The organism is Sporosarcina sp. FSL K6-1508 (assembly GCF_038007465.1).
GTDB classification, from domain to species: Bacteria; Bacillota; Bacilli; order Bacillales_A; family Planococcaceae; genus Sporosarcina; species Sporosarcina psychrophila_B.
This window is the reverse complement of record NZ_JBBOXF010000001.1, coordinates 4,014,772-4,035,458: the sequence shown is the minus strand read 5'-3', so window position 1 is coordinate 4,035,458 and position 20,687 is coordinate 4,014,772. Positions and strand designations below refer to the sequence as shown.

Below are 20,687 nucleotides of genomic sequence, written 5' to 3'. Positions count from 1 at the left end.
CCGAAAAATGGCAGCCGGGAGCAATAATACCCAATGGAAAATTCAATCTTTTTAATATACAGATACCAAAATAACAGCTATTGGCTTGAATGCATCAGCTATTCTGTATATAATGACAGCAGAAGCATATAGTAAAAAGACTGGATACGCTAATATCCAGTCCTACAATTACAGACCGCAGAAAGAGCGGTTGGTCCGAGGTCAGAAATAACCGTCAAACCTTTTGCGGGGGGACGGTTATTTCTTTTTTACAAAGAAAATAATCAATGTAACAAAAAGAGTAAAAGTAGTTAACAATACAGCACTAAGCTGTATTAGTAAACTCATCGTTTCGTATGTTGTCATTTGCATCACCTCCATTCTCATGGAAGTGACCAACCGCCCACCCTGCTATGCAATTGTCAATCTATTATATCGCGAAAGGAACGTATGTTTTGACTTCTTTTTCACTGCATGTTTACTTGGGCGTGTGAATTGGTTGTCTTTGAGTAAGTCATCAGGTTCCTCCGTTTCCGATGCTTGATAAAATAGCCACTATATTCATTCATCCCTTCTCCTCTTTTTCTTCATCAATTTCCTTTATTTTATTCATACTTTCCTGGTATTGCTCTTCTACATCACTTGTTGCAGGAATGAAAGGATCATTATTGTAGTCGGTCCGTTTACCATAGCGCAGCATTTCGTAAATGATCATCCCATTATTCGGCTTCCCATTTATGGTTATCATGGGAACCGCGTCAAAAAGCACATAATAGAAAGCATAAAAAATAAATCGCTCCCAAAACGTTTTATAGTCCTGTAGCATCCCATTAGCTAGAAGGGCATTGATGGTTACAGCAATTATGAGATTGGTAAGAATCGGCCCCGCGTAAATACATATATATGAAAAATTATTTTTTCTTTTTAACGAGTCATAGGAAAACCAACTGTATACATGATAATACTTTCGCACGTCAAAGACTCCGAATTTGAAAATCCGGGGACCTGATCCAATGGTAAGCCTTGGGTTTTTAACACCGAAAATACCACTGATAATGAAGTAACCAGACTCCCTTAAAAATATAACAACAGGCAAGATGATAAATGCAGAAGTAATCAATGACACTAAATCCCTGAGTCCAAACATTTAAAGATCCACCTCCTATGAAACAAGCTCCATCCAATAAAATACCCATGGAAGAAGGGGCTGAACCCTTTGTGTTAAAAGTTTGAATTTAGTGATTTTAATTGTGGGTATTTTCGGTACACAGGGCGGTCCAGACATTTCTCAAATGGGATATAATAAGATGATCCCAATTTGTAGGTTTTTGATTGTCTAATTTATGTTTAGACCTCGATAGTGTACGTTCAATACAAAAAGCGAACGCATTGGTGAAACTATCTAAATACGTTGAACAACTGAGTGCAACACAGGCGCAGCGGGTTCAATGGGATTCTTTATTTCAACATATCTAGTGATGAAAAAATCAGATATAGGAAATGAAACTGGAGTTATTCGTTTAAAAGAAAGAGCATTGAAATATAAAAAGGTAACTGTAAAGGCTTATTAGTAACGGTTGAAAATAGAAGGAGATGGTTTTAATGAAAAGAATTCGATTGAAAATGGTAAGGAAAAACTTGCTGAATATTCCTGAATACCCACTTCCAAATGGATTTCAAATTAGGTTGTTTGAAAAAGGTGACGAACATAATTGGGCGAGAATTGAAGCAAGTGTAGATGAATTCAAAGATGAAAAAAATGCACTCAAACACTTTACTAAAGAATTCGGGTCACATATCGATGACATGAAAATGCGTTGTCTATTCATTGAGAATGAACAGGGAGAGGCGATTGCAACAACGACAGCATGGTATGGCGACTTACGAGGCAATGGTGAAATAACGGGTCGAATACATTGGGTCGGTGTTATTCCTGAATATCAAGGACAGAAACTTTCGAAACCATTACTAAGTGCAGCAATGCACATTTTAGCCCGTTACCATTCATCAGCATATCTGACATCCCAAACGACAAGTTATCAGGCTGTTAATATGTATCTTAACTACGGATTTGAACCGTATCGCACGGCACCAAGCTGTGAGGAAGCCTGGAGCCTAATGGAGGATACGTTAAACCGACGAATATAATATGAATAGCTTAATCTTAAAAAATAGAATCGTTGCAGCTAAGGAAGCAATCGATTCTTTTTGTCGACAAAATTTACAGTGATAACATGTGGTTTAGGAAGTCTGCCAAATTTGGTTAAGCTTTCATGATGAAAGCTTTATAACATTCAACAGGGTATAATTAAATATCAGAAGTAGACACTACTAAGGATTGCCTTGTAGATAGGAATGTTCGAATGTGTGTTTTAGGAGAAAGAAGAAGGTATGATGCAACAAGGCGAAAGGAGATACAATGACAACTAGAAAAGAGTCGATAGAATCAGGGTGGAATTTAGATAACAGTTATGCCCTACTGCCACAAACATTTTTCACCGAACTCAATCCAAACCTTGTACAGTCACCGAAGTTGATTAAACTCAATGAGTCCCTGGCAACATCCCTTGGTTTGGATATCCAGGCGCTACAAAGTAAGGATGGCGTAGCGGAGCTAGCCGGGAATCAAGTTCCTGAAGGCGCTTTCCCACTAGCTCAAGCTTACGCGGGTCATCAATTTGGGCATTTTGCGATGTTAGGCGACGGCCGGGCAATGTTGTTTGGCGAACAGATGAATCCTTCAGGTGAGCGGTTTGATATTCAACTGAAAGGTTCGGGGCGCACGCCATATTCTCGCGGTGGTGATGGACGAGCGGCACTTGGACCGATGCTGCGCGAATATATCATCAGTGAAGCCATGCATGCATTGGGTATTCCTACGACCCGAAGCCTGGCGATAGTGACGACCGGCGAGTCTATCATCCGTGAGACCGAACTTCCGGGTGCGATTTTGACCCGTGTAGCTGCTAGCCATCTTCGCTTTGGTACCTTTCAATACGTTGCAAAATGGGGCACAGACGAGGAGCTCCGCGTGCTAGCTGACTATGCACTACAGCGCCATTTTCCAGATATTGAAGCGGACGAAAGCCGCTATCTTGCGCTGCTTCAAGCCGTCATCAAGCGTCAGGCTGCCTTAGTTGCGAAATGGCAACTAGTTGGTTTTATCCACGGAGTCATGAATACTGATAACATGACGATCAGTGGAGAGACCATCGATTATGGACCTTGTGCTTTCATGGATGCCTATAATCCGGCAACGGTCTTCAGTTCCATTGACGTTCAAGGTCGCTATGCTTATGGCAATCAGCCGAACATTACAGGTTGGAATCTCGCGCGATTTGCTGAAACCTTGATACCGCTGCTGCACGAAGATTATTCGGAAGGTGCCAAACTGGCCCAAGCTGCGATTTCAGGTTTTCCGGAGCAGTATCACTCGAATTGGCTCGCAGGAATGAGAGCCAAATTAGGAATAATTACTGAAGAGATAGAGGACGAATCCCTTATTGAAGGACTTTTGACTATGATGGAAAAGCATCGAGCGGACTACACGAATACTTTCCGCGCACTGACATTTGATAAGCTGAAGGATATGGCCCTTTTTGGGACTCCTGATTTCACACAGTGGCACGCGTTGTGGAAGGCAAGACTTAGCAGGCAACAGGAATCGAAGGTCAGCCCTCAACAATTAATGCAGGACAGCAATCCAGCGCTAATTCCTCGGAACCACCGGGTGGAAGCTGCGCTGGAAGCCGCGGTTGAACGTGGGGATTATAGTGTCATGGAACAGCTACTAGATGTTCTTTCAAGCCCATACGCACACTCTGCTAGGCAGGCTGATTATTCTACTCTTCCTGCGCAAACAACTAGCCCTTACCAAACCTTTTGCGGGACGTAATCGTTTGCTTTTCATGGTTTAAAAGAAGTACATAATAATGCTGCCCAATACACAAGGTAGCATTATTTTTGTTTATGGATGGTTCCACTTAATTGTAAAAAAAGTATGGTTAACTAATGAAAAACGAGGTAACTTATATGGGTGAAAAAAGTTTTGAAGATTATAATTTAAGCGATGAAATAAAACGAGGTCTAGCATTGTTGAAATATGAAACGCCAACAGAGGTTCAAAATGAGGTTATACCAAGAGCGTTACAAAACCAGAATCTTATCGTGAAATCTCAAACGGGCAGTGGTAAGACGGCATCATTTGGTATCCCTCTTTGCGAAATGATTGATTGGGAGGGTGGACATCCACAGGCATTAATTCTTACGCCGACCCGAGAGCTTGCTGTTCAAGTTCAGGAGGATATAACAGCTATCGGAAGAGTTAAAGGAATTAAAGCTCTCGCGGTTTATGGCAAAGAATCCTTTACAAAACAAGAGGAAGAGTTGGAACAAAAAACGCATATAGTCGTCGGTACACCTGGACGTGTGATGGACCATATTGAAAGAGAAACATTACTTGTAGATGAAATAAACTACCTGATAATAGATGAAGCCGATGAAATGTTGACCATGGGCTTCGTTGCCCAAGTGGAAGCTATCATAAAAAAACTTCCTCTAAATAAAGTAACGATGGTGTTTTCCGCAACATTGCCTAAGAAAGTCGAGAATCTTTGCCATAATTATATGAAAAACCCCATATCTATTCAAATTGCTTCTGCTGAAATCACGACGAGTGCGATTGATCATTGTGTAATGAAAGTGAAAGAAGCAGGAAAAATGTCGTTGCTTAAAAATCTTACTGTTATTGAAAACCCTAAAAGCTGTATTATCTTTTGCAGAACTAAAAGACAAGTCAACACTGTGTTTGCCGAGTTAGAAAGATCTAACTATTCTTGTGAAAAAATCCACAGTGGAATTGTTCAAGAAGACCGATTTGCAGTTATGGAAGGCTTCAAAATAGGGAATTTCCGTTATCTCGTGGCGACCGACGTAGCCGCAAGAGGGATCGATGTAGCTAAAATAACACTGGTGATCAATTACGACGTACCAATGGAAAAAGAAAGCTATGTTCATCGAACAGGCAGAACCGGTCGCGCTGGTAATAAAGGAAAAGCGATTACCTTTGCAACGCCTAATGACAGCAAACTCCTTAAAGCAATTGAATACTACATCGGCTTTGAAATACCTGTAAGGGAAGCACCGATGCAGCAGAAAGTAGTAGACCATAAAAATGTTCACTCAGATAAAGCTATCATGAAGCTCTACTTCACGGGAGGGAAAAAGAAGAAACTGCGAGCTGTAGATTTTGTCGGAACAATTGCGAAACTACCTGGCGTAACTGCGGATGATATTGGTATGATTACGATTCAGGATGAATGGACATATGTTGATATTTTAAATGGGAAAGGTTCATTAGTCTTACAAGCGATGAAGGAAACAGCAATCAAAGGAAAGAAGCTTAAAGTGAGCAAGGCAAATATACGGTAAAAAACAACCAAAATTTTGTTTTATATAAATATGTATCGCGTAGCCTATATTATTGGAAATGGTGAATTTCTGTCTTAGGTAGGGCGGCAAAGTAGTGTGAATAATCAGGTGCTATAATGTAGACTTTACCTTGAATCTTGCTCTTTATATAAAGTGTTTGAGTAGAATGCTTCTTTGTTATTGTTTATTGTAAATTCCTCCAAAAGTAAGCCTGAAACTTAAATAAAGAACTTGAAACCCGTCACTCGAATTATATCAGTGACGGGTCTATTTATTTGGAGATTAAGTTGTAATTGAAACAATATTAATTATTTGGTATTATCAGTATTGACGAATTGTTGAAATTAATAATTCTACTTGAAGAGATGGGATCTAATGGCGGAGCGGTACATGCTTCAAGTGAAGTGGAAATTATAAAGATAATCAGTGAAAGGGGCTTGAAAAATGGGAATTATCGACTTGCATTGTGACGTATTGCTAAGATTGTATGAATCAAAAGGGGAAATAAAATTTCAAGATTCTTTGGAACTTGATACGAGCTATGAGAAATTAATAAAGGGTGGAGTAAAGGTACAAGCATTTGCTATATTCGTGTATCCGGAAATGAAGTCGGATCAGAAATTTCAAGCTGCTTTAGATCAAATCCATTATTTCTATACAGATGTGCTCGGGAATAATCCGAATATGAAACTGATCAAGGAGTGGAGCGATTTCGATCAGTTAAAAGACGGAGAAATTGGTGCGATGTTGACGCTTGAAGGTGTGGATGCAATCGGAAACGATTTGCAAAAGCTATCTATTCTTCATCAATTGGGAGTCCGTTCGATTGGTCTTACATGGAACAATGCCAACTTGGCAGCCGACGGAGCGGGAGAATCACGTGGAGCGGGACTTACGTCATTTGGCAAAGAGATCGTTCATTTCAATAATGAACATAAAATTTTGACCGATGTCTCCCATTTATGTGAAAAGGCTTTTTGGGATGTCATGGAAGAAGCAAACTATCCGATTGCGAGCCATTCGAATGCCAGAGCGTTATGCAATCATGTTCGTAATCTGACAGATGATCAGGCAAAAGCACTGTTTGAAAAAAATGGGCTCGTCCATGTTGTCTATAATCCGCCGTTTGTAAAGGAACAAGGGGAAGTGGCGATAACGGACCTGATCGAACATATCGACCATTTCTGTTCATTAGGCGGTGAAAAACAAATCGGATTAGGCTCAGACTTCGATGGTATTTCGTCAAAGATTGTTAATTTAGAAGATGCATCTATGCATCCGAATTTACTAAATGAGTTGCTGAAAAAATACAGTGAAGAAACGGTCAAAGGTTTTGCCTACCAAAACTTTATGGATCATCGTCCTAAATGAACAGTTATAATAGACCCAATCACGCTCAGTGAAAAGCAGAAAGCGCCGAGGGGTAAAATATAGGTTAGTAAGGGAAACTTTTTTGAATAACTCGGGTTTCCTCCATTTTTACCTTCTACCTCCTGTATAACTTGCTCGCGTTTGCTAAGAGTTGAATAGAAACGTCTTGAATTGTTAATAAATCTAGTGAAAAATCCATCTTGGATGATGAGTAATACACTGCCGATTAGTAACATGATAATGCCGATATAAAAAAGTAAATCAAGTAAGACAACGATATACTTTGGAGCAAAAAATGTAGTGGAAAATAAAATAAGGAAAAATGTGCTGCAAAAAGAAAGAATAAAGCTTTTCTTTTTCATAGAGGTTTACAACTCCTACCTTTTTTATGGATAAATAGATAAATGAGTTAATTTCATAATTCTCAGCCCATACGCACCAATGCTTTCTAGACATTAAAAATAGAGTACCTCCCCAAATCTTGTATAATGTAGTCACCACAACAAACATTACAGACTGGAGAGATACCCCTATGTCTATTGTACGACAACAAAGCCTTTTTGACATGCATGAACTATATGATATTGAACCTACCCATCGTTTTAACGCCATTTTTTCAACGATAAACCTTGAACCTGTCTGGACTTTGTTCGATAAAAACACAAATGTAGGTGCGCCGAGAGAATTAAATTATGGGGCCATGGTCTATTCGTTAATCGCTCGTGTGGTGGAGCGAATTCCGACGGTGAAGGACCTTGTGAAACGTCTTGGAAATGACCCTTTTTTTCGATATGACTGTGGCTTTCTCCATTCGGATACGGTCCCATCCGAAGTATCTTATTCACGAATGATTGGACTGATTAGTGAATCAGATGCGATGGTACGCGTGCATGATGAACTCCTTCTGCTTGCGATTGATGAAGGATATATTACTGAAGAAAACATCGCCATTGACGCAACTCATTTTGAAGCGCGAGATCGCGCTTGGCCATCGGAAAAGAAAGAAAAACCTGCACCGAAAAAGCGGGGACGTAAACCGAAAGCAGAACATGAACAATGGTTGAAGGACAAACAAGTCGAAGAAGCAACACGCTCGATTTATGAAAAAGAGATTGTTCACCAACTATCCGAATCTGTGGAAACGTTATATACAGAGGCCCCGATCGATCCAAAGTGGGGAATCAAGAAAAACAGTGATGGGAAAAACTTTTCATGGTTCGGTTACAAAGCCCACTTAGCTGTCAGCACAAAGAGTCAATATATTCTTGCGGGGCTGATGACATCAGGTAATCTAAATGATGGAAAAGCAGCGATTCCCTTATTAAAAAAGATTGAACAGAATCTTCCGGATTTATTTACCGCAGGTCTTTTCGATGCAGGTTATGATTTTAAAGCGGTTTATCAGCAAGCAATAGATCAAAACTTACAAGCCGTCATTCCTTATAATCCTCGCGGTGAAGGAGAGGTAATTGGATACGATGCCCACTTCGCGCCAACATGCGTCCTGGAACATTCCTATCGTTACGACAGTTTTGACGCGACATACAGCACGCTGAAATATACCCGACCAAAAGAATGTGCAACTTGCCCATTACAACATGATTCACTTTGTCAGAAGACGTATAAAATCAGGCAGTCCGTGGATATCCGGAAATACACTTCCCCAGCGAGAGGGTCAAAAAGATGGACTGAACTGTACAAAGAACGTACAGCCGTTGAACGTGTCAATGCATATTTAAAGGAATACTTCGGCCTTACTAATGTCCGGCATCGAACTGGAAAGAAAGCGAGACTACACTTCCAATTGGTGACGCTTGTTTATAATGCCTCAAGATTAGCCACGGATCGGATTAGAGTAGAAATGAAACAACAGTCGTTACAAGCGGCCTAATTAAATCGTAATTCTATTTTTTAAAAAACTGAATTTCATTAAGGGGTTACTCCACGTATTTTTAAAAACGGCAATTATGAAATTAACTCAAATATCTATTAATTAAAAATATTATTGCTATTGCGTTTGTAAGCACTTACAATTATATATAGTTACTAGAATAGTACAAGGGGGGAATGGGAATGAAGAAAAAAACATGGTTAGGCTTAATTTTCTTGGCGATTTTTTCATTGATTGTATCGGGTTGTAATTTCAGCTCATCAACCGAAGAGAAAAACGACAAGAAAGAAGATGAAAAAAAAGCGGACGGCAAGGTTGCACAAGTACTTAATTTGAGTGCAACAGCTGATATTCCGACATTGGATTCAACAAAAGCACATGACGCTATTGCATTTGACGTTTTAAATAACATGAATGAGGGGCTGTACCGTCAGGATCAAAGTAATCAATCCGTTCCCGCGCTCGCAGAAAAGCATGAAAAAAGTGAAGATGGTATCGTTCATACATTTACGATTAGAGACGCGAATTGGAGTAACGGCGATCCTGTAACAGCTGCCGATTTTGAATACGCGTGGAAACGTGTTATGAAAGAAGCTGGTGCATATAATTATATGCTAGTTACTGCAGGCATCAAGAATTCCGAAGCAATCATGAACGAAGAAATGGATGCTGAAGAACTTGGTATTAAGGCGACAGGAGAAAAAACGCTTGAAGTGACACTTGAAAGTGCAAATCCATTGTTTGAAACTTTACTGGCATTCCCGACGTTCTTACCGCAAAATCAAAAGTTTGTCGAAGAGCTTGGGGATCAGTATGCACTTGAAGCTGAAAACATTTTAGCAAATGGTCCATTCAAACTTGTTAACTGGTCACAAGAACAAAGCTGGAAACTTGTTAAAAATGAAGATTATTGGGATGCGGGTACAGTGAAAATTGAAGAGGTAAATGTTTTTGTTGTCAAAGATCCGTCTGCTGGGGCGAATTTATATGAGACAGAAAAAATTGACCGCGTCAAATTAACTTCTGCACTTATTGACCAATACGTTGATGATAAAAACTTTAAAGTTGAAAAAGACTCAGGTATTGTCTTCTTACGCTTTAATCACAACCATCCAGTGCTTAAGAATTCAGAAATTCGCCGTGCGATTGGAATGGCAGTTGACCGTCAAGGTTTGACAGATGTCATTTTGAAAGATGGTTCTTCGCCAATTTATGGAGTGGTTGGAGAAGGATTTTACTTCTCGCCAGAGAATAAGGATTACCGAGAGTTAAATGGAGACTTCAATAAAGGGACTCCTGAAGAAGCAAAAGCAATATGGGAAAAGGCTTTAGCTGAAGTAGGACAAACAGAATTGACAGTATCACTCAATATTGCTGACTCGGATGAAATGAAAAAAGTAGCTGAGTACTTACAAGCTCAGCTTGAAGACAATCTACCTGGATTTAAGCTTGATATTAAAGCTGTACCATTCGCTCAGCGTCTTGAAATTGAAAAAGCAGTCGACTATGAACTTTCTCTTTCTACATGGGGACCAGATTATAGTGACCCGATGACCTACTTAGATATGTGGGTAAAAGGCGGTTCTTCTAACCGTATGGATTATAGCAATCCAAAATTAGATGCATTAGTTCATGATGCACGCGGTGAGACGGATCTAAGCAAGCGTTACGAGATGTTGCTTGGTATTGAAAAGGTTTTGTTGGAAGAAGATGCAGCAGTTGCACCTCTTTATCAACGAGGATCTGCAATTCTTGTACGTGATAAAATCAAAGATTTAGCTAAACATCCAACGGGTGCTGAATTCACCTACAAATGGGCTCACATCGAATAAACATATGATTTAAGCAATAGATGAGCGAAGGTGTATCCAACTGGAGCATCTTCGTTTTCTGATTGTTAAATGAGTTAAGAAAATGAGTACCTATTTAATCTGAGCGAAGGCGCCTTACAAGGGGTAGCTGAAGCCCTAAGACTGGTGGCATCCCTGAGCGCTGCAGCGAATTCAATGGGATATTTTATATCAACCTATATAGAAGGAAAATCAAAAGCTTTTTAAGGAATTGGGGTGTCCGATTTGAAGCGCTACATAGTAAAAAGATTCGGTTTTATGATTATTACATTGTTTATTATTATCACAGCAACTTTCTTCCTTATGCAATTCCTTCCGGGAACACCGTTTACAAACCCGGAAAAGTTATCTGATAAGCAACTCGTTATTTTAAATGCCAAGTATGGATTAGATCAACCAGCGGCAATCCAATACATCCGCTATTTAGGAAATTTGGTGCAAGGCGATCTAGGCTTTTCATTCCAATATGAAGGTCGAACCGTAAAAAGTATGATCGTTAATCGTATAGGCCCTTCGGCGCTCATTGGTTTACAAGCACTCGTATTTGGGACGATTGTGGGGTTGGTTCTTGGTATTATTTCTGCATTACGACATAATACACTTCTTGACTATGGTGCTGTGACACTTGCAGTACTCGGGATGTCTATCCCATCGTTCGTTTTTGCAGCGTTGCTACAATACTTCATTGGGGTGAAATATGAATTGTTACCCGTTGCTTTATGGGAAAGTTATGCGAGTACCATTTTACCGTCGTTCGCACTTTCCGTGACAGTTATTGCAACGGTCGCCCGTTTTATCAGAAGTGAAATGCTCGAAGTATTAGGACAGGATTATGTGACGACTGCAAGGGCAAAAGGTTTGCACGAATCCACGGTTATGGCGAAACATGTCATTCGAAATGCACTAATCCCTGTTGTTACGATGCTCGGCCCGTTAGCAGTATCTATCATGACAGGAACATTAGTTATTGAAAAGATATTTTCAGTACCTGGGCTTGGAGAACAGTTCACATTGTCAATTATGGTCCTCGATTATAGCGTAATTATGGGAATTACCTTATTTTATAGTGCATTGTTCATATTCGTTGTCTTTATAGTTGATATTTTATATGGTCTTCTGGATCCTCGGATTGATTATAAACAGGGGGGACAGGCATGAACAAAATCGAAAAAGATCCTGCCATTCAAAGCAAGTCTACGGATAACATCAAAATGAATACAGATGGAATTACAGCTGATCTATTCGTGCCTGCTCCACTGGATCCAATGGAGCTGGAAAACATTAACTCGCCATCTGTCTCATTTTGGCAAGAGGCATTCCACCGTTTATTCAAAAATAAGGGAGCAGTCATTTCCCTAGTTTTACTCGTATTGCTAATCATTGTGGCTCTAATAGGTCCCTTAATGAATGAACATACGTACCGAAGTCAAAACTTGGTTCACTCTAATCTACCGGCTAAAGTCCCCGGATTCGGGTGGCTTGGTTTTGATGGAACAGACATAAAGGGTGTAGATGTTTATGAAAAAAGAAATATAGAAACCAATTACTGGTTCGGAACAGATGAATTTGGTCGGGACTTATGGACAAGGGTTTGGAAAGGAACGCAAATTTCACTTTTCATTGCGCTTGTTGCTGCAGCTTTGGATTTAGTAATCGGCGTCGTTTATGGTGGTATTTCCTCTTTCTACGGTGGAAGAGTAGATAATGTCATGCAACGGATAATTGAAGTTTTAATGGGGATACCGAATTTGATTATCATTATCCTGTTTATTCTCATTCTTGAACCGGGTATTACGTCCATTATTTTAGCGATGGTGATAACCGGTTGGGTAGGAATGGCACGTGTTGTACGCGGACAAATTCTGCAGTTGAAAAGTCAAGAATTTGTCCTGGCCTCCCAAACGTTGGGTGCATCCAATTCCAGATTGATTTGGAGGCATTTGTTGCCAAACGTAATGGGACCGATAATTGTTACCATCATGTTCACGATTCCTACAGCCATATTCTTCGAAGCCTTTTTGAGTTTTATAGGATTAGGATTGCAAGCGCCACAAGCATCGCTTGGTGTGTTAATTGAAGATGGCTATAAATCTATGAGGTATTTCGCATATAAGCTATTATTCCCGGCACTTGTAATAAGTACGATTATGATTTGCTTCAATCTACTCGCTGATGGATTACGTGATGCGTTAGATCCGAAAATGAGAAAATAGGGAGTGGGTCATTTATGAATGAAGAAATATTGTCAGTCGACAACTTACACATTTCCTTCCAGACCCAAACGGGTGCGGTTAAGGCGGTAAGGGGTGTGAATTTCAAGTTGAACAAAGGTGAAACGTTGGCAATTGTCGGAGAGTCAGGTTCAGGGAAATCTGTTACTGCAAAATCAATTATGCGCCTTTTACCGAAGCATAATACCTTAATTCCGCAAGGAGACATCACTTACGAGGGGCGGGATCTTTTAAAACTATCGTTAAGTGAGATGCAAAAAGTAAGAGGTTCGGAAATATCAATGGTGTTCCAAGACCCAATGACATCCTTGAATCCGACGATGAAAATCGGGAAACAAATTATGGAGGGCCTCATAAAACATCAGAAGATGACAAAAAAAGAGGCGAAACAAAGGGCGTTTCAAATGCTTAAAATGGTCGGAATCCCGAATGCTGAAGAGCGTCTAGATGGATATCCGCATCAGTTTTCAGGTGGAATGAGGCAGCGCGTTGTCATTGCAATGGCGCTTGCATGTAACCCGAAAATATTAATAGCTGACGAGCCGACAACAGCCCTTGACGTAACAATTCAAGCGCAAATCTTGCGGCTGATGAAGGATTTACAGGGGAAAATGGATACGGCAATCGTCTTAATTACGCATGACCTTGGCGTTGTCGCAAACATGGCTAATCGAGTCGCTGTCATGTATGCGGGTGAAATCGTGGAGCAAGGGACGCTAGAAGAAATTTTTTATAAACCACAACATCCGTATACGTTAGGCCTTCTTCATTCCATGCCTAACTTGAATGCCAGTCGATCGGAACCACTTATTCCTATTCCGGGTTCACCGCCTGACCTCGCTACGCTTGGTACAGGCTGTCCATTTGCTGCCCGTTGTCCCTATACGATGAAGGTCTGTCACGACTTTCATCCAAAAACGACGCAGCTTGGTGAAAGTCACTCTGTTTCATGTTGGCTGCAAGATGTGCGAACACCGGCTGAACATGTCCCGGAAAAAGTTAGGAGTGCAAAGTAATGAACACGTATGAAGATTTATTAGTCGTTAAAGAATTGAAAAAACATTTCAAGCTCAACAAAAATAGTACATTGAAAGCCGTTGATGGAATAAGTTTCACGATAAAAAAAGGGGAGACGCTTGGTCTTGTTGGTGAGTCGGGATGTGGCAAATCGACAGTCGGGAGAACCATTACTCAAATTTATGAGCCTTCAAGTGGCGAAATTTTTTTTGCTGATGAAGTAGTCCATTCCAAACGCAACAAACAGGAGCAAAAAAAGAAGAAGCGCAATATGCAAATGATTTTCCAAGATCCCTATTCTTCATTGAATCCACGTATGACTGTTATGGAAATCATTTCAGAAGGGTTACTCATTCATTCAGCTGAATTGTCATTGAAAGAACGGGAAGTAAAAGTGAATGAACTGTTAGAGCTTGTGGGTTTGAACAAAAAACATTCGCAAAGGTATCCGCATGAATTCAGCGGTGGACAAAGACAACGTATTGGTATTGCACGCGCATTAGCGGTAGAGCCAGAATTTATTGTAGCAGATGAACCAATCGCTGCTCTCGATGTATCAATACAGGCTCAAATAGTCAATCTACTGAAAAAACTTCAAAAAGAAAAAGAGCTTACTTTTTTATTCATTGCGCATGATTTATCAATGGTGAAATACATAAGCGACCGGATTGCCGTTATGTATTTAGGGAAAATTGTTGAGTTATCAGAAAGTGAAACGCTTTATGAAAAACCATTGCATCCGTATTCTGAGGCACTGCTTTCAGCAATTCCATTACCCGACCCGGACTCGGAGCGCTCTAGAAAACAAATTGTCCTGAAAGGTGACGTCCCTAGCCCAATCGACATTCCAAGTGGATGTAGATTCCGAACGAGATGCCCGAAAGCGATGAATATTTGTTCTGCGCTTGAACCGACATTTATGGAAGTAGAGAAAGGCCACTTTGTCGCGTGTCATTTACACGATGAAAAAGTGATGTCCCGACAAGATGCAGTTCCAGTCAATAGAGAGTTGTCCTGATTAGCAGGGGCAACTTTTTTGTTTGATAAAGATCGCTTAAGATAACGTTATCTACTAGCATAATCCCTATAAATGTAATATCTATAATTAACTAAGCGAAGGCGCCTTAAAAGGGGTAGCCGAAGCCCTAAGACTGGCAGCAAAGCTGCTTGGCTTAGGGCGGGAGGCATCCCCGAGCACCACAGCGGATTCAATGGTGTTCTTGATTTCAACCTATACAGTCTTATTATTAACACAATCATTTCCTGTCTAATACTACCTATCTACTTAATAACAATAAACTTACGAAGGGATTGATAAAATTGATACAGTGGGAACCATTTGAAAAGTTCGTAGAGGAAGTAATGGAAAAGGAACAAATACCGGGAGTTGCGGTTGCACTTTCTAAAAACGGACAAACAATTTATGAGCGAGGGTTTGGGACAAGGAATTTTGAAACAAATGAGCCGGTCACCCCAGAAACGATTTTTGGAATTGCATCGATTACAAAATCTTTTACCGCGCTTGCTATTATGAAACTAGTAGAAGAGGGGCGTTTACAGGTTGAAGACGCTGTTATCGAACATCTTCCTGAATTTCAATTAGTTGATTATGCCAATATAGAAGATATAAAAATTCGTCATCTACTGTCTCACACAACAGGTCTGGCAACAATGGAGAGAAAGGAACAACTCACGAAATTCGATGAACATCTTCACTATTTAAACGAAAAGGCATGGAGCTGGGTAGGGAAGCCAGGGCAATATATGTGCTATAACAACGATATGTTTATCTTACTAGGCGCCATTATTGAAAAAATAACTGGTGAAAATTATCAGGTATATATCAATAAACAAATTATAAACCCCTTACATATGACCAGAACGACATACAATCTTCTTGAATTACAAAGTTTTGAAAATGTCACAACACCATATGTGCTGGCGGACGGTAAGCCAGTAGAATGTCCATGGCCGACGTTAGGAAATTACGCCGTCGGAGGGGGTATTCGATCGACGGTAGTTGATTTGTTGAAATACGGAAACATATATGTGGATGTACTTGAAAGGAATATTGTCAGTAGGACGTATACTTCACAAATGACACAACCCGTTCAACAAACAAATGGTAAGAGCTTTTATGGGTTTGCCCTTCAAACGACTCCAAATTACTCAGCGGTTACATTAGTCGAACATGGCGGTGGTCAGCCGGGTGTATCCTCTAATTTTGGTTTCATTCCAGAAAAGGGAATTGTTGCTGTCGTTTTAACGAATATGGGCGGTGTAAGTGCCGACACGATTTGGCTAGCTGCTATAAATACAGCATTAGGTATCCCAATCGAACAAAAGAGAAGTACAGAGCCTCATTTTGAAATGAGTAATGAACAAAAAGAGCGACTGGTTGGGACATATATATCAGTTGAAGGCTCCCACGTTGCCATTTTATTAGAAGATCAAACTCTGGTAGCAACCATTGATAATAAAACCTACGCACTTCGAGCAAGTAATGAGACAACACTTGTTATGAAGCTACTTGAAAAGCCAATTCGGTTCTTTTTGGATGAAAAAAACAATGCATGGGCTCTATTTATTGGGCTTAGAATGCTGATGAAGAAAAGTTGAGTAATTTCAATAAGAATATAATTTAAAAGTTAAAAGTCTATCTAAATTAAAATGAAAACTACTTACAAAATCCGCTTGTGATAAAGGACTCATTAACTTTATTCTTTGGTGAAATTTATATGTCCAAGTATAAAATTTAAACAATCAGTCTCTGAAACGTCATCCGAAAGACAAGCAATTGATTAAAACAGTTAAACATAAAAGGAAGCAGAGTAGATTGATAAATTTCATAAGTAGAAGAAATACAGGTAACCATATAGAATAAAATTTGTATTGAAACATTCTTTTAAAAAGAACCTAAAAAGAGCCAGCAGGATAAAATAATTAACGAAAAGAGGATTGAATATGTGGATTCAACGATTTATTGATACTGCAAGAGGCACTTTTGAACTTTTTGAAAAGGGTCAAGGAGTTCCGTTATGTGTTACACATTTATACAGCGCCTATGATAATCGGGGGAATACATTTGCAAATCCTTTCACTACAAACTATCGGGTTTATTTAATCAATCTACGGGGCTGCGGAAATTCTATTGAGGCTGAAGATGAATCACAATATAGTTTGATCGAATCTGTGAATGACTTAGAAGCAATTCGTTTGGCATTAGGCATTGAAAGGTGGGGAGTTGGAGGTCATTCGACAGGAGGGATGTTAGCTCTTCAATATGCTATACAAGTACCCGATGCACTTACTAAAATAATTGCTGGTGGAACAAGTGCGAGCAAGGAATATGCCGCAAATCCTAGTAGTATCTATTGCCGCAAAAATCCTAACTTTGATCGTATTATGGAAATTATGAACCAATTAAATGATCCTAGGACTCCTATTGAAATACGTAAAGAAATAAATCGTGAATGGGCTTCAATGTCTTTTTATTCAGCGGAAAAACTTGAGAAGGCCCTAACTATCCCAAACAGTGGGAAAACGGTAGGAGACCGTTTAAATTATTTTATGAAGAAGGAGTTCCCTACTTATGATTTGAGAAAAAGATTATCTAATGTTACCTTGCCAACTTATATATATGCCGGAAAATATGATGCGCAATGTCCCTATGAATATGGAGTAGAAATAGCTAATTTAATACCTCATGCAAGTTTCACAACTTTTGAAGAAAGTAATCATAATCCTTTTGTTGAGGAAGAGGAAGAATTTCGGGATTTTGTAAAATCTACGATTCATGACGATTTGTTACCCAAGTTTAATACCCTAATACAGGGAGCTGAAAAGTGATTAGAGGAATTACCTTTGAAATCCCAAACAATCCCGGACAATATTTGCAACATATTTTATCATGTGTAAACATGTCCCAGTTGAACTGGTATAACGCTGGCGGGGAAGCCTACATAATCAAAAATGGCGAGTTTGGGGCTTCGTTATTTGACGAAAATGAACGTTTCATTGATGGAAAGATACTACAGAAAAGATTGTCGGACAATCTTTACTACTTAATTTTCACCGATTTGAAGGGGTTTCCTAGAAATGTTAGAGCGGAAAATGTGGAGACATACGAGGAATTTGTAATGAGTAAATGTACATTTGTTATTTTAATCGTGGATTGTGTAAATGTGACTATTTACAGTAAAGACATGGCACAAATCCAGTTAATTTTTGAACAGGCAAATGGAGCTGGTTACGAGAACATTGTAGTAATTCAAGATGAGAGTGACGCAAGGAATCGTCTGTCTGTATGGTAATGTTTTATGGAAAATGAATAATCATTACACATTATTTCTTTTGACGAATAACAGCTATCAAAAAAAGAAATGGGGAATAGGTATGCGATTGGTGAGACCGTCCATCGAATGGAAAAACGAGCATGAAGCTTACATGAATGAGTGGGATGAACCACGGATGACGCCGAGTAGTTTTAATCTAGCTGGTTATGAGAACTATGAAGTCTATTTAGAAACTTTAAAAATCCGGGAAAAGGGCGATGGAAAATGGGTGCCCAGTACGAACTACTTCTTGGTGGATGAAAATGAACGGGTGCTCGCCATGGTCGACATACGGCATGATTTGACAGATTATCTACATAACGTCGGTGGACATATCGGATATGGTGTGAGACCGACAGAACGAAGAAAAGGGCATGCGACACGGATTCTGGCTGAGGCATTGAAAAGATGTGATGAATTGGGAATCCAGAGAGTTCTAGTAACTTGCAATGCTGACAATATTGGCTCTGCAAAAACGATAGTAAAGAATGGCGGCATTGAAGACAAAAGCTTTATGGAAGAGGATGGAACTGTAGTTAGACGATTTTGGATAGAAAGGTAAGATCAAATACGTAAATTAGTAAAGCCTGTTTGTGATTATTAGAAGTATTATTCCTCCTTCAATTGTGAATGCTGTTTAAGGAACATAGCAGAAGGAGGGAGAAATATGTTGAAATTACAAACGGAGCTTGATGGACAAAGGGCTTCTTTTGGTGTAGTAAGTGATTGTATTCGAGGGCTTGGCTATCATTTGGGTGGAAACTGGGACTATCATAAAGGAAGCTTCGATCATATTTTATGCCGCGAAGGCGGTGAAACGATCTATATCCGAATTCCTTTTATCGTAACGGAAGGAGAACTTGATGAATATGATGCTTCCATTGAATTTGGTACGTCTTACGTGATCAAGCATGTCGTGCACGTCGGTCTAGATAGTGATGAAAGTTCATTAATAGACGCAACAGGATTTAGTCAATTTCAGAAACCGATTGATACAGACGGCAAAATCATTGATAAAAACAGATGGATCCATGCAGGTGAAGTCGCTGTAAATGATCTTATTGAGTGTCTGTATGCACAAGCTCATCTAAAGTCTAGTTAAATGGAAAGTTCATAAAGAGGGGGATGATTTTGATCCCCCCTAAACCCGTCAGAGTCACTAAAATAATTGGCCCACAACATTTATGTTGTGGGCCATGTTATATCAAAACAGGGATGGATAGGGGGGTAACAAGTGCGAAAGTGTTAAAGCGTATTAACAGTTCCCCATTTTGTATTAGTTTGTCGACTGACCCTGCCTAAGTATTTTCTGCCTGATCAGTCTTAAGAAATTCTTCAATAGCAAAAGCAGATACTCCTAGTGCAGTTGAGTACGTGGATAGTTTGGAAAATTTCATCTTCATATCGGTTTGGTGGAAGGTGAGTAACTCTTTTTTTATAGTTTCTACAATTGGGTCTTCTATCCAATCTTTAGCTTTTGCAAGCCTATTTCCAACGATAACGAGTTGAGGATTAAAGGTTTTTATTAAGTTAGCCATTCCCGTGCCCATATAGCTGCCAATCTCTTGGAAAAGCTCAATCGAATCTTTATCGTCAGCTTCAGCAAAATCAATTAGTTGTTCAAGTGTTGCTTCGGATAAATGCACGAAATCCTTGGCCTGTTTCAATAATGAATGCTCAGAGGCATAAGCTTCCCAACATCCCGTATTCCCACATTCGCATTTTTTTCCGTCTTTTACAATCGTCATATGGCCACTTTCGCCTGCATATCCATTATTACCTCGGAATAATTCACCATCTAAAATAAACCCCGCACCAATTCCAATCCCTGCACTTACATAGATTATGTTGTTGCTCTCCTGTCCAGATCCAAATCTTTTTTCTCCATAGGCACCTGCATTTGCTTCATTTTCAACAAGGATCGGATAGTCGAATTCACGTTTAAGAATTTTCATCAAGTCAATATCTTTCCACTTTAAATTTGGAGCAAGTAACACCCTTCCGTTAATCCCAACAATTCCGGGAACGCCGATTCCAATACCTATGACCCCATACCTACTTTTAGGTGTTTGATCGATTAGTGTACCAATCGTTTCTATAAGCAGCCGAATTTGCTGATCAAACGAAAGTGGTTTATGGATAGGATGATTTTTTTCATAGATAACGTTACCTACTAAATCAGTTATAATGCCAAAAGTATAATTAACGCCCATATCAATACCGATTGAATAACCAGCGCTCTTATTAAACAACAACATAACGGGGCGTCTACCTCCACTCGACTCACCAGGTCCAGATTCAAAAATGAGTTCCTCTTGGATTAGCTCACTTACAAGTGAAGAAACGGTAGCTTTGTTTAAACCAGATCGTTGAGCGATATCAGCGCGGGATATTGGAGCGAGTGCAATAATTTTTTGTAAAACCATTTCTTTGTTCTTTTTTTTGACAACATGTTGATTCCATGAAGTTCGTTTCATTATCTCACCATCTTCTCTATTATAATTATTTTTCAGTCATTACTAGGTATTATACAGTAAACTTAGTTTATTCGATAGACAAACTAAGTTTGCGGTGGTAAAATTTC

At 39.6% G+C, this 20,687-nt stretch carries 18 protein-coding genes; 15 read left to right on the top strand and 3 right to left on the bottom strand.

The genetic code is table 11. The features are described 5' to 3' along the window. Positions 1–544 precede the first annotated feature (544 nt). A complete protein-coding gene (locus MKZ11_RS20815; protein WP_340796262.1) occupies positions 545–1,126 on the bottom strand; it encodes a hypothetical protein in 582 nt (193 codons plus the stop codon). Positions 1,127–1,581: 455 nt separating this feature from the next. Here MKZ11_RS20815 and MKZ11_RS20810 point away from each other — a divergent pair, with 455 nt between their 5' ends. From MKZ11_RS20810 to MKZ11_RS20795, 4 genes are all read left to right on the top strand, one after another. Next, positions 1,582–2,127: a GNAT family N-acetyltransferase gene (locus MKZ11_RS20810; RefSeq protein WP_340796261.1), complete on the top strand. Its 546-nt coding sequence runs from the start codon at positions 1,582–1,584 to the stop codon at positions 2,125–2,127. Positions 2,128–2,398: 271 nt separating this feature from the next. Further along, on the top strand, positions 2,399–3,874 hold the full coding sequence (locus MKZ11_RS20805) for a protein adenylyltransferase SelO (RefSeq protein WP_340796260.1): 1,476 nt from the start codon (positions 2,399–2,401) through the stop codon (positions 3,872–3,874). 137 nt (positions 3,875–4,011) lie between these two features. Continuing rightward, positions 4,012–5,409: a DEAD/DEAH box helicase gene (locus tag MKZ11_RS20800; protein WP_340796259.1), complete on the top strand. Its 1,398-nt coding sequence runs from the start codon at positions 4,012–4,014 to the stop codon at positions 5,407–5,409. A gap of 444 nt (positions 5,410–5,853) precedes the next feature. Then, complete coding sequence (locus MKZ11_RS20795; protein WP_340796258.1) at positions 5,854–6,780, top strand: dipeptidase; 927 nt, start codon at positions 5,854–5,856, stop codon at positions 6,778–6,780. Here the strand turns inward: MKZ11_RS20795 and MKZ11_RS20790 are convergent. Continuing rightward, positions 6,765–7,142 carry a DUF3899 domain-containing protein gene (locus MKZ11_RS20790; RefSeq protein ID WP_340796257.1) on the bottom strand — a complete coding sequence of 126 codons (378 nt, stop codon included), beginning with the start codon at positions 7,140–7,142 and terminating at the stop codon, positions 6,765–6,767. The two genes, MKZ11_RS20795 and MKZ11_RS20790, sit on opposite strands and share 16 nt — an antisense overlap. A gap of 170 nt (positions 7,143–7,312) precedes the next feature. Between MKZ11_RS20790 and MKZ11_RS20785 the strand changes: the two genes are divergently transcribed. The 11 genes from MKZ11_RS20785 (at position 7,313) to MKZ11_RS20735 (ending at position 19,205) form a co-directional block, all read left to right on the top strand. Then, on the top strand, positions 7,313–8,671 hold the full coding sequence (locus tag MKZ11_RS20785) for a transposase (protein ID WP_340796256.1): 1,359 nt from the start codon (positions 7,313–7,315) through the stop codon (positions 8,669–8,671). 182 nt (positions 8,672–8,853) lie between these two features. After that, on the top strand, positions 8,854–10,503 hold the full coding sequence (locus MKZ11_RS20780) for a peptide ABC transporter substrate-binding protein (RefSeq protein ID WP_340796255.1): 1,650 nt from the start codon (positions 8,854–8,856) through the stop codon (positions 10,501–10,503). A 243-nt stretch (positions 10,504–10,746) separates the two neighbouring features. Next, complete coding sequence (locus tag MKZ11_RS20775; RefSeq protein ID WP_340796254.1) at positions 10,747–11,679, top strand: ABC transporter permease; 933 nt, start codon at positions 10,747–10,749, stop codon at positions 11,677–11,679. Between the two features lie 53 nt (positions 11,680–11,732). After that, positions 11,733–12,734 (top strand): oligopeptide ABC transporter permease, encoded by a 1,002-nt coding sequence (gene opp3C, locus MKZ11_RS20770; RefSeq protein ID WP_340797072.1) that lies wholly within the window; start codon positions 11,733–11,735, stop codon positions 12,732–12,734. A 14-nt stretch (positions 12,735–12,748) separates the two neighbouring features. Then, positions 12,749–13,768, top strand: coding sequence for an ABC transporter ATP-binding protein (locus tag MKZ11_RS20765; RefSeq protein WP_340796253.1), 1,020 nt, complete (start codon positions 12,749–12,751; stop codon positions 13,766–13,768). Further along, a complete protein-coding gene (locus MKZ11_RS20760) occupies positions 13,768–14,787 on the top strand; it encodes an ABC transporter ATP-binding protein (protein ID WP_340796252.1) in 1,020 nt (339 codons plus the stop codon). Before MKZ11_RS20765 ends, MKZ11_RS20760 begins: the two co-directional genes overlap by 1 nt. Positions 14,788–15,089: 302 nt before the next feature. Next, entirely contained in the window at positions 15,090–16,388 is a 1,299-nt protein-coding gene (locus MKZ11_RS20755) for a serine hydrolase domain-containing protein (protein WP_340796251.1), read from the top strand. A gap of 345 nt (positions 16,389–16,733) precedes the next feature. Beyond that, positions 16,734–17,618 (top strand): alpha/beta fold hydrolase, encoded by an 885-nt coding sequence (locus MKZ11_RS20750; protein ID WP_340796250.1) that lies wholly within the window; start codon positions 16,734–16,736, stop codon positions 17,616–17,618. Beyond that, the gene (locus MKZ11_RS20745; protein WP_340796249.1) at positions 17,615–18,082 is read left to right on the top strand and encodes a DUF2691 family protein; all 468 of its coding nucleotides are present in this window, start codon (positions 17,615–17,617) and stop codon (positions 18,080–18,082) included. The genes MKZ11_RS20750 and MKZ11_RS20745 overlap by 4 nt, the downstream gene beginning before the upstream one ends. Continuing rightward, complete coding sequence (locus tag MKZ11_RS20740; RefSeq protein ID WP_340796248.1) at positions 18,045–18,665, top strand: GNAT family N-acetyltransferase; 621 nt, start codon at positions 18,045–18,047, stop codon at positions 18,663–18,665. Before MKZ11_RS20745 ends, MKZ11_RS20740 begins: the two co-directional genes overlap by 38 nt. A 105-nt stretch (positions 18,666–18,770) precedes the next feature. Next, entirely contained in the window at positions 18,771–19,205 is a 435-nt protein-coding gene (locus MKZ11_RS20735; RefSeq protein WP_340796247.1) for a YugN family protein, read from the top strand. A 196-nt stretch (positions 19,206–19,401) separates the two neighbouring features. Here the strand turns inward: MKZ11_RS20735 and MKZ11_RS20730 are convergent, their stop codons facing one another. Further along, positions 19,402–20,580: an ROK family transcriptional regulator gene (locus MKZ11_RS20730; protein ID WP_340796246.1), complete on the bottom strand. Its 1,179-nt coding sequence runs from the start codon at positions 20,578–20,580 to the stop codon at positions 19,402–19,404. Positions 20,581–20,687 lie beyond the last annotated feature (107 nt).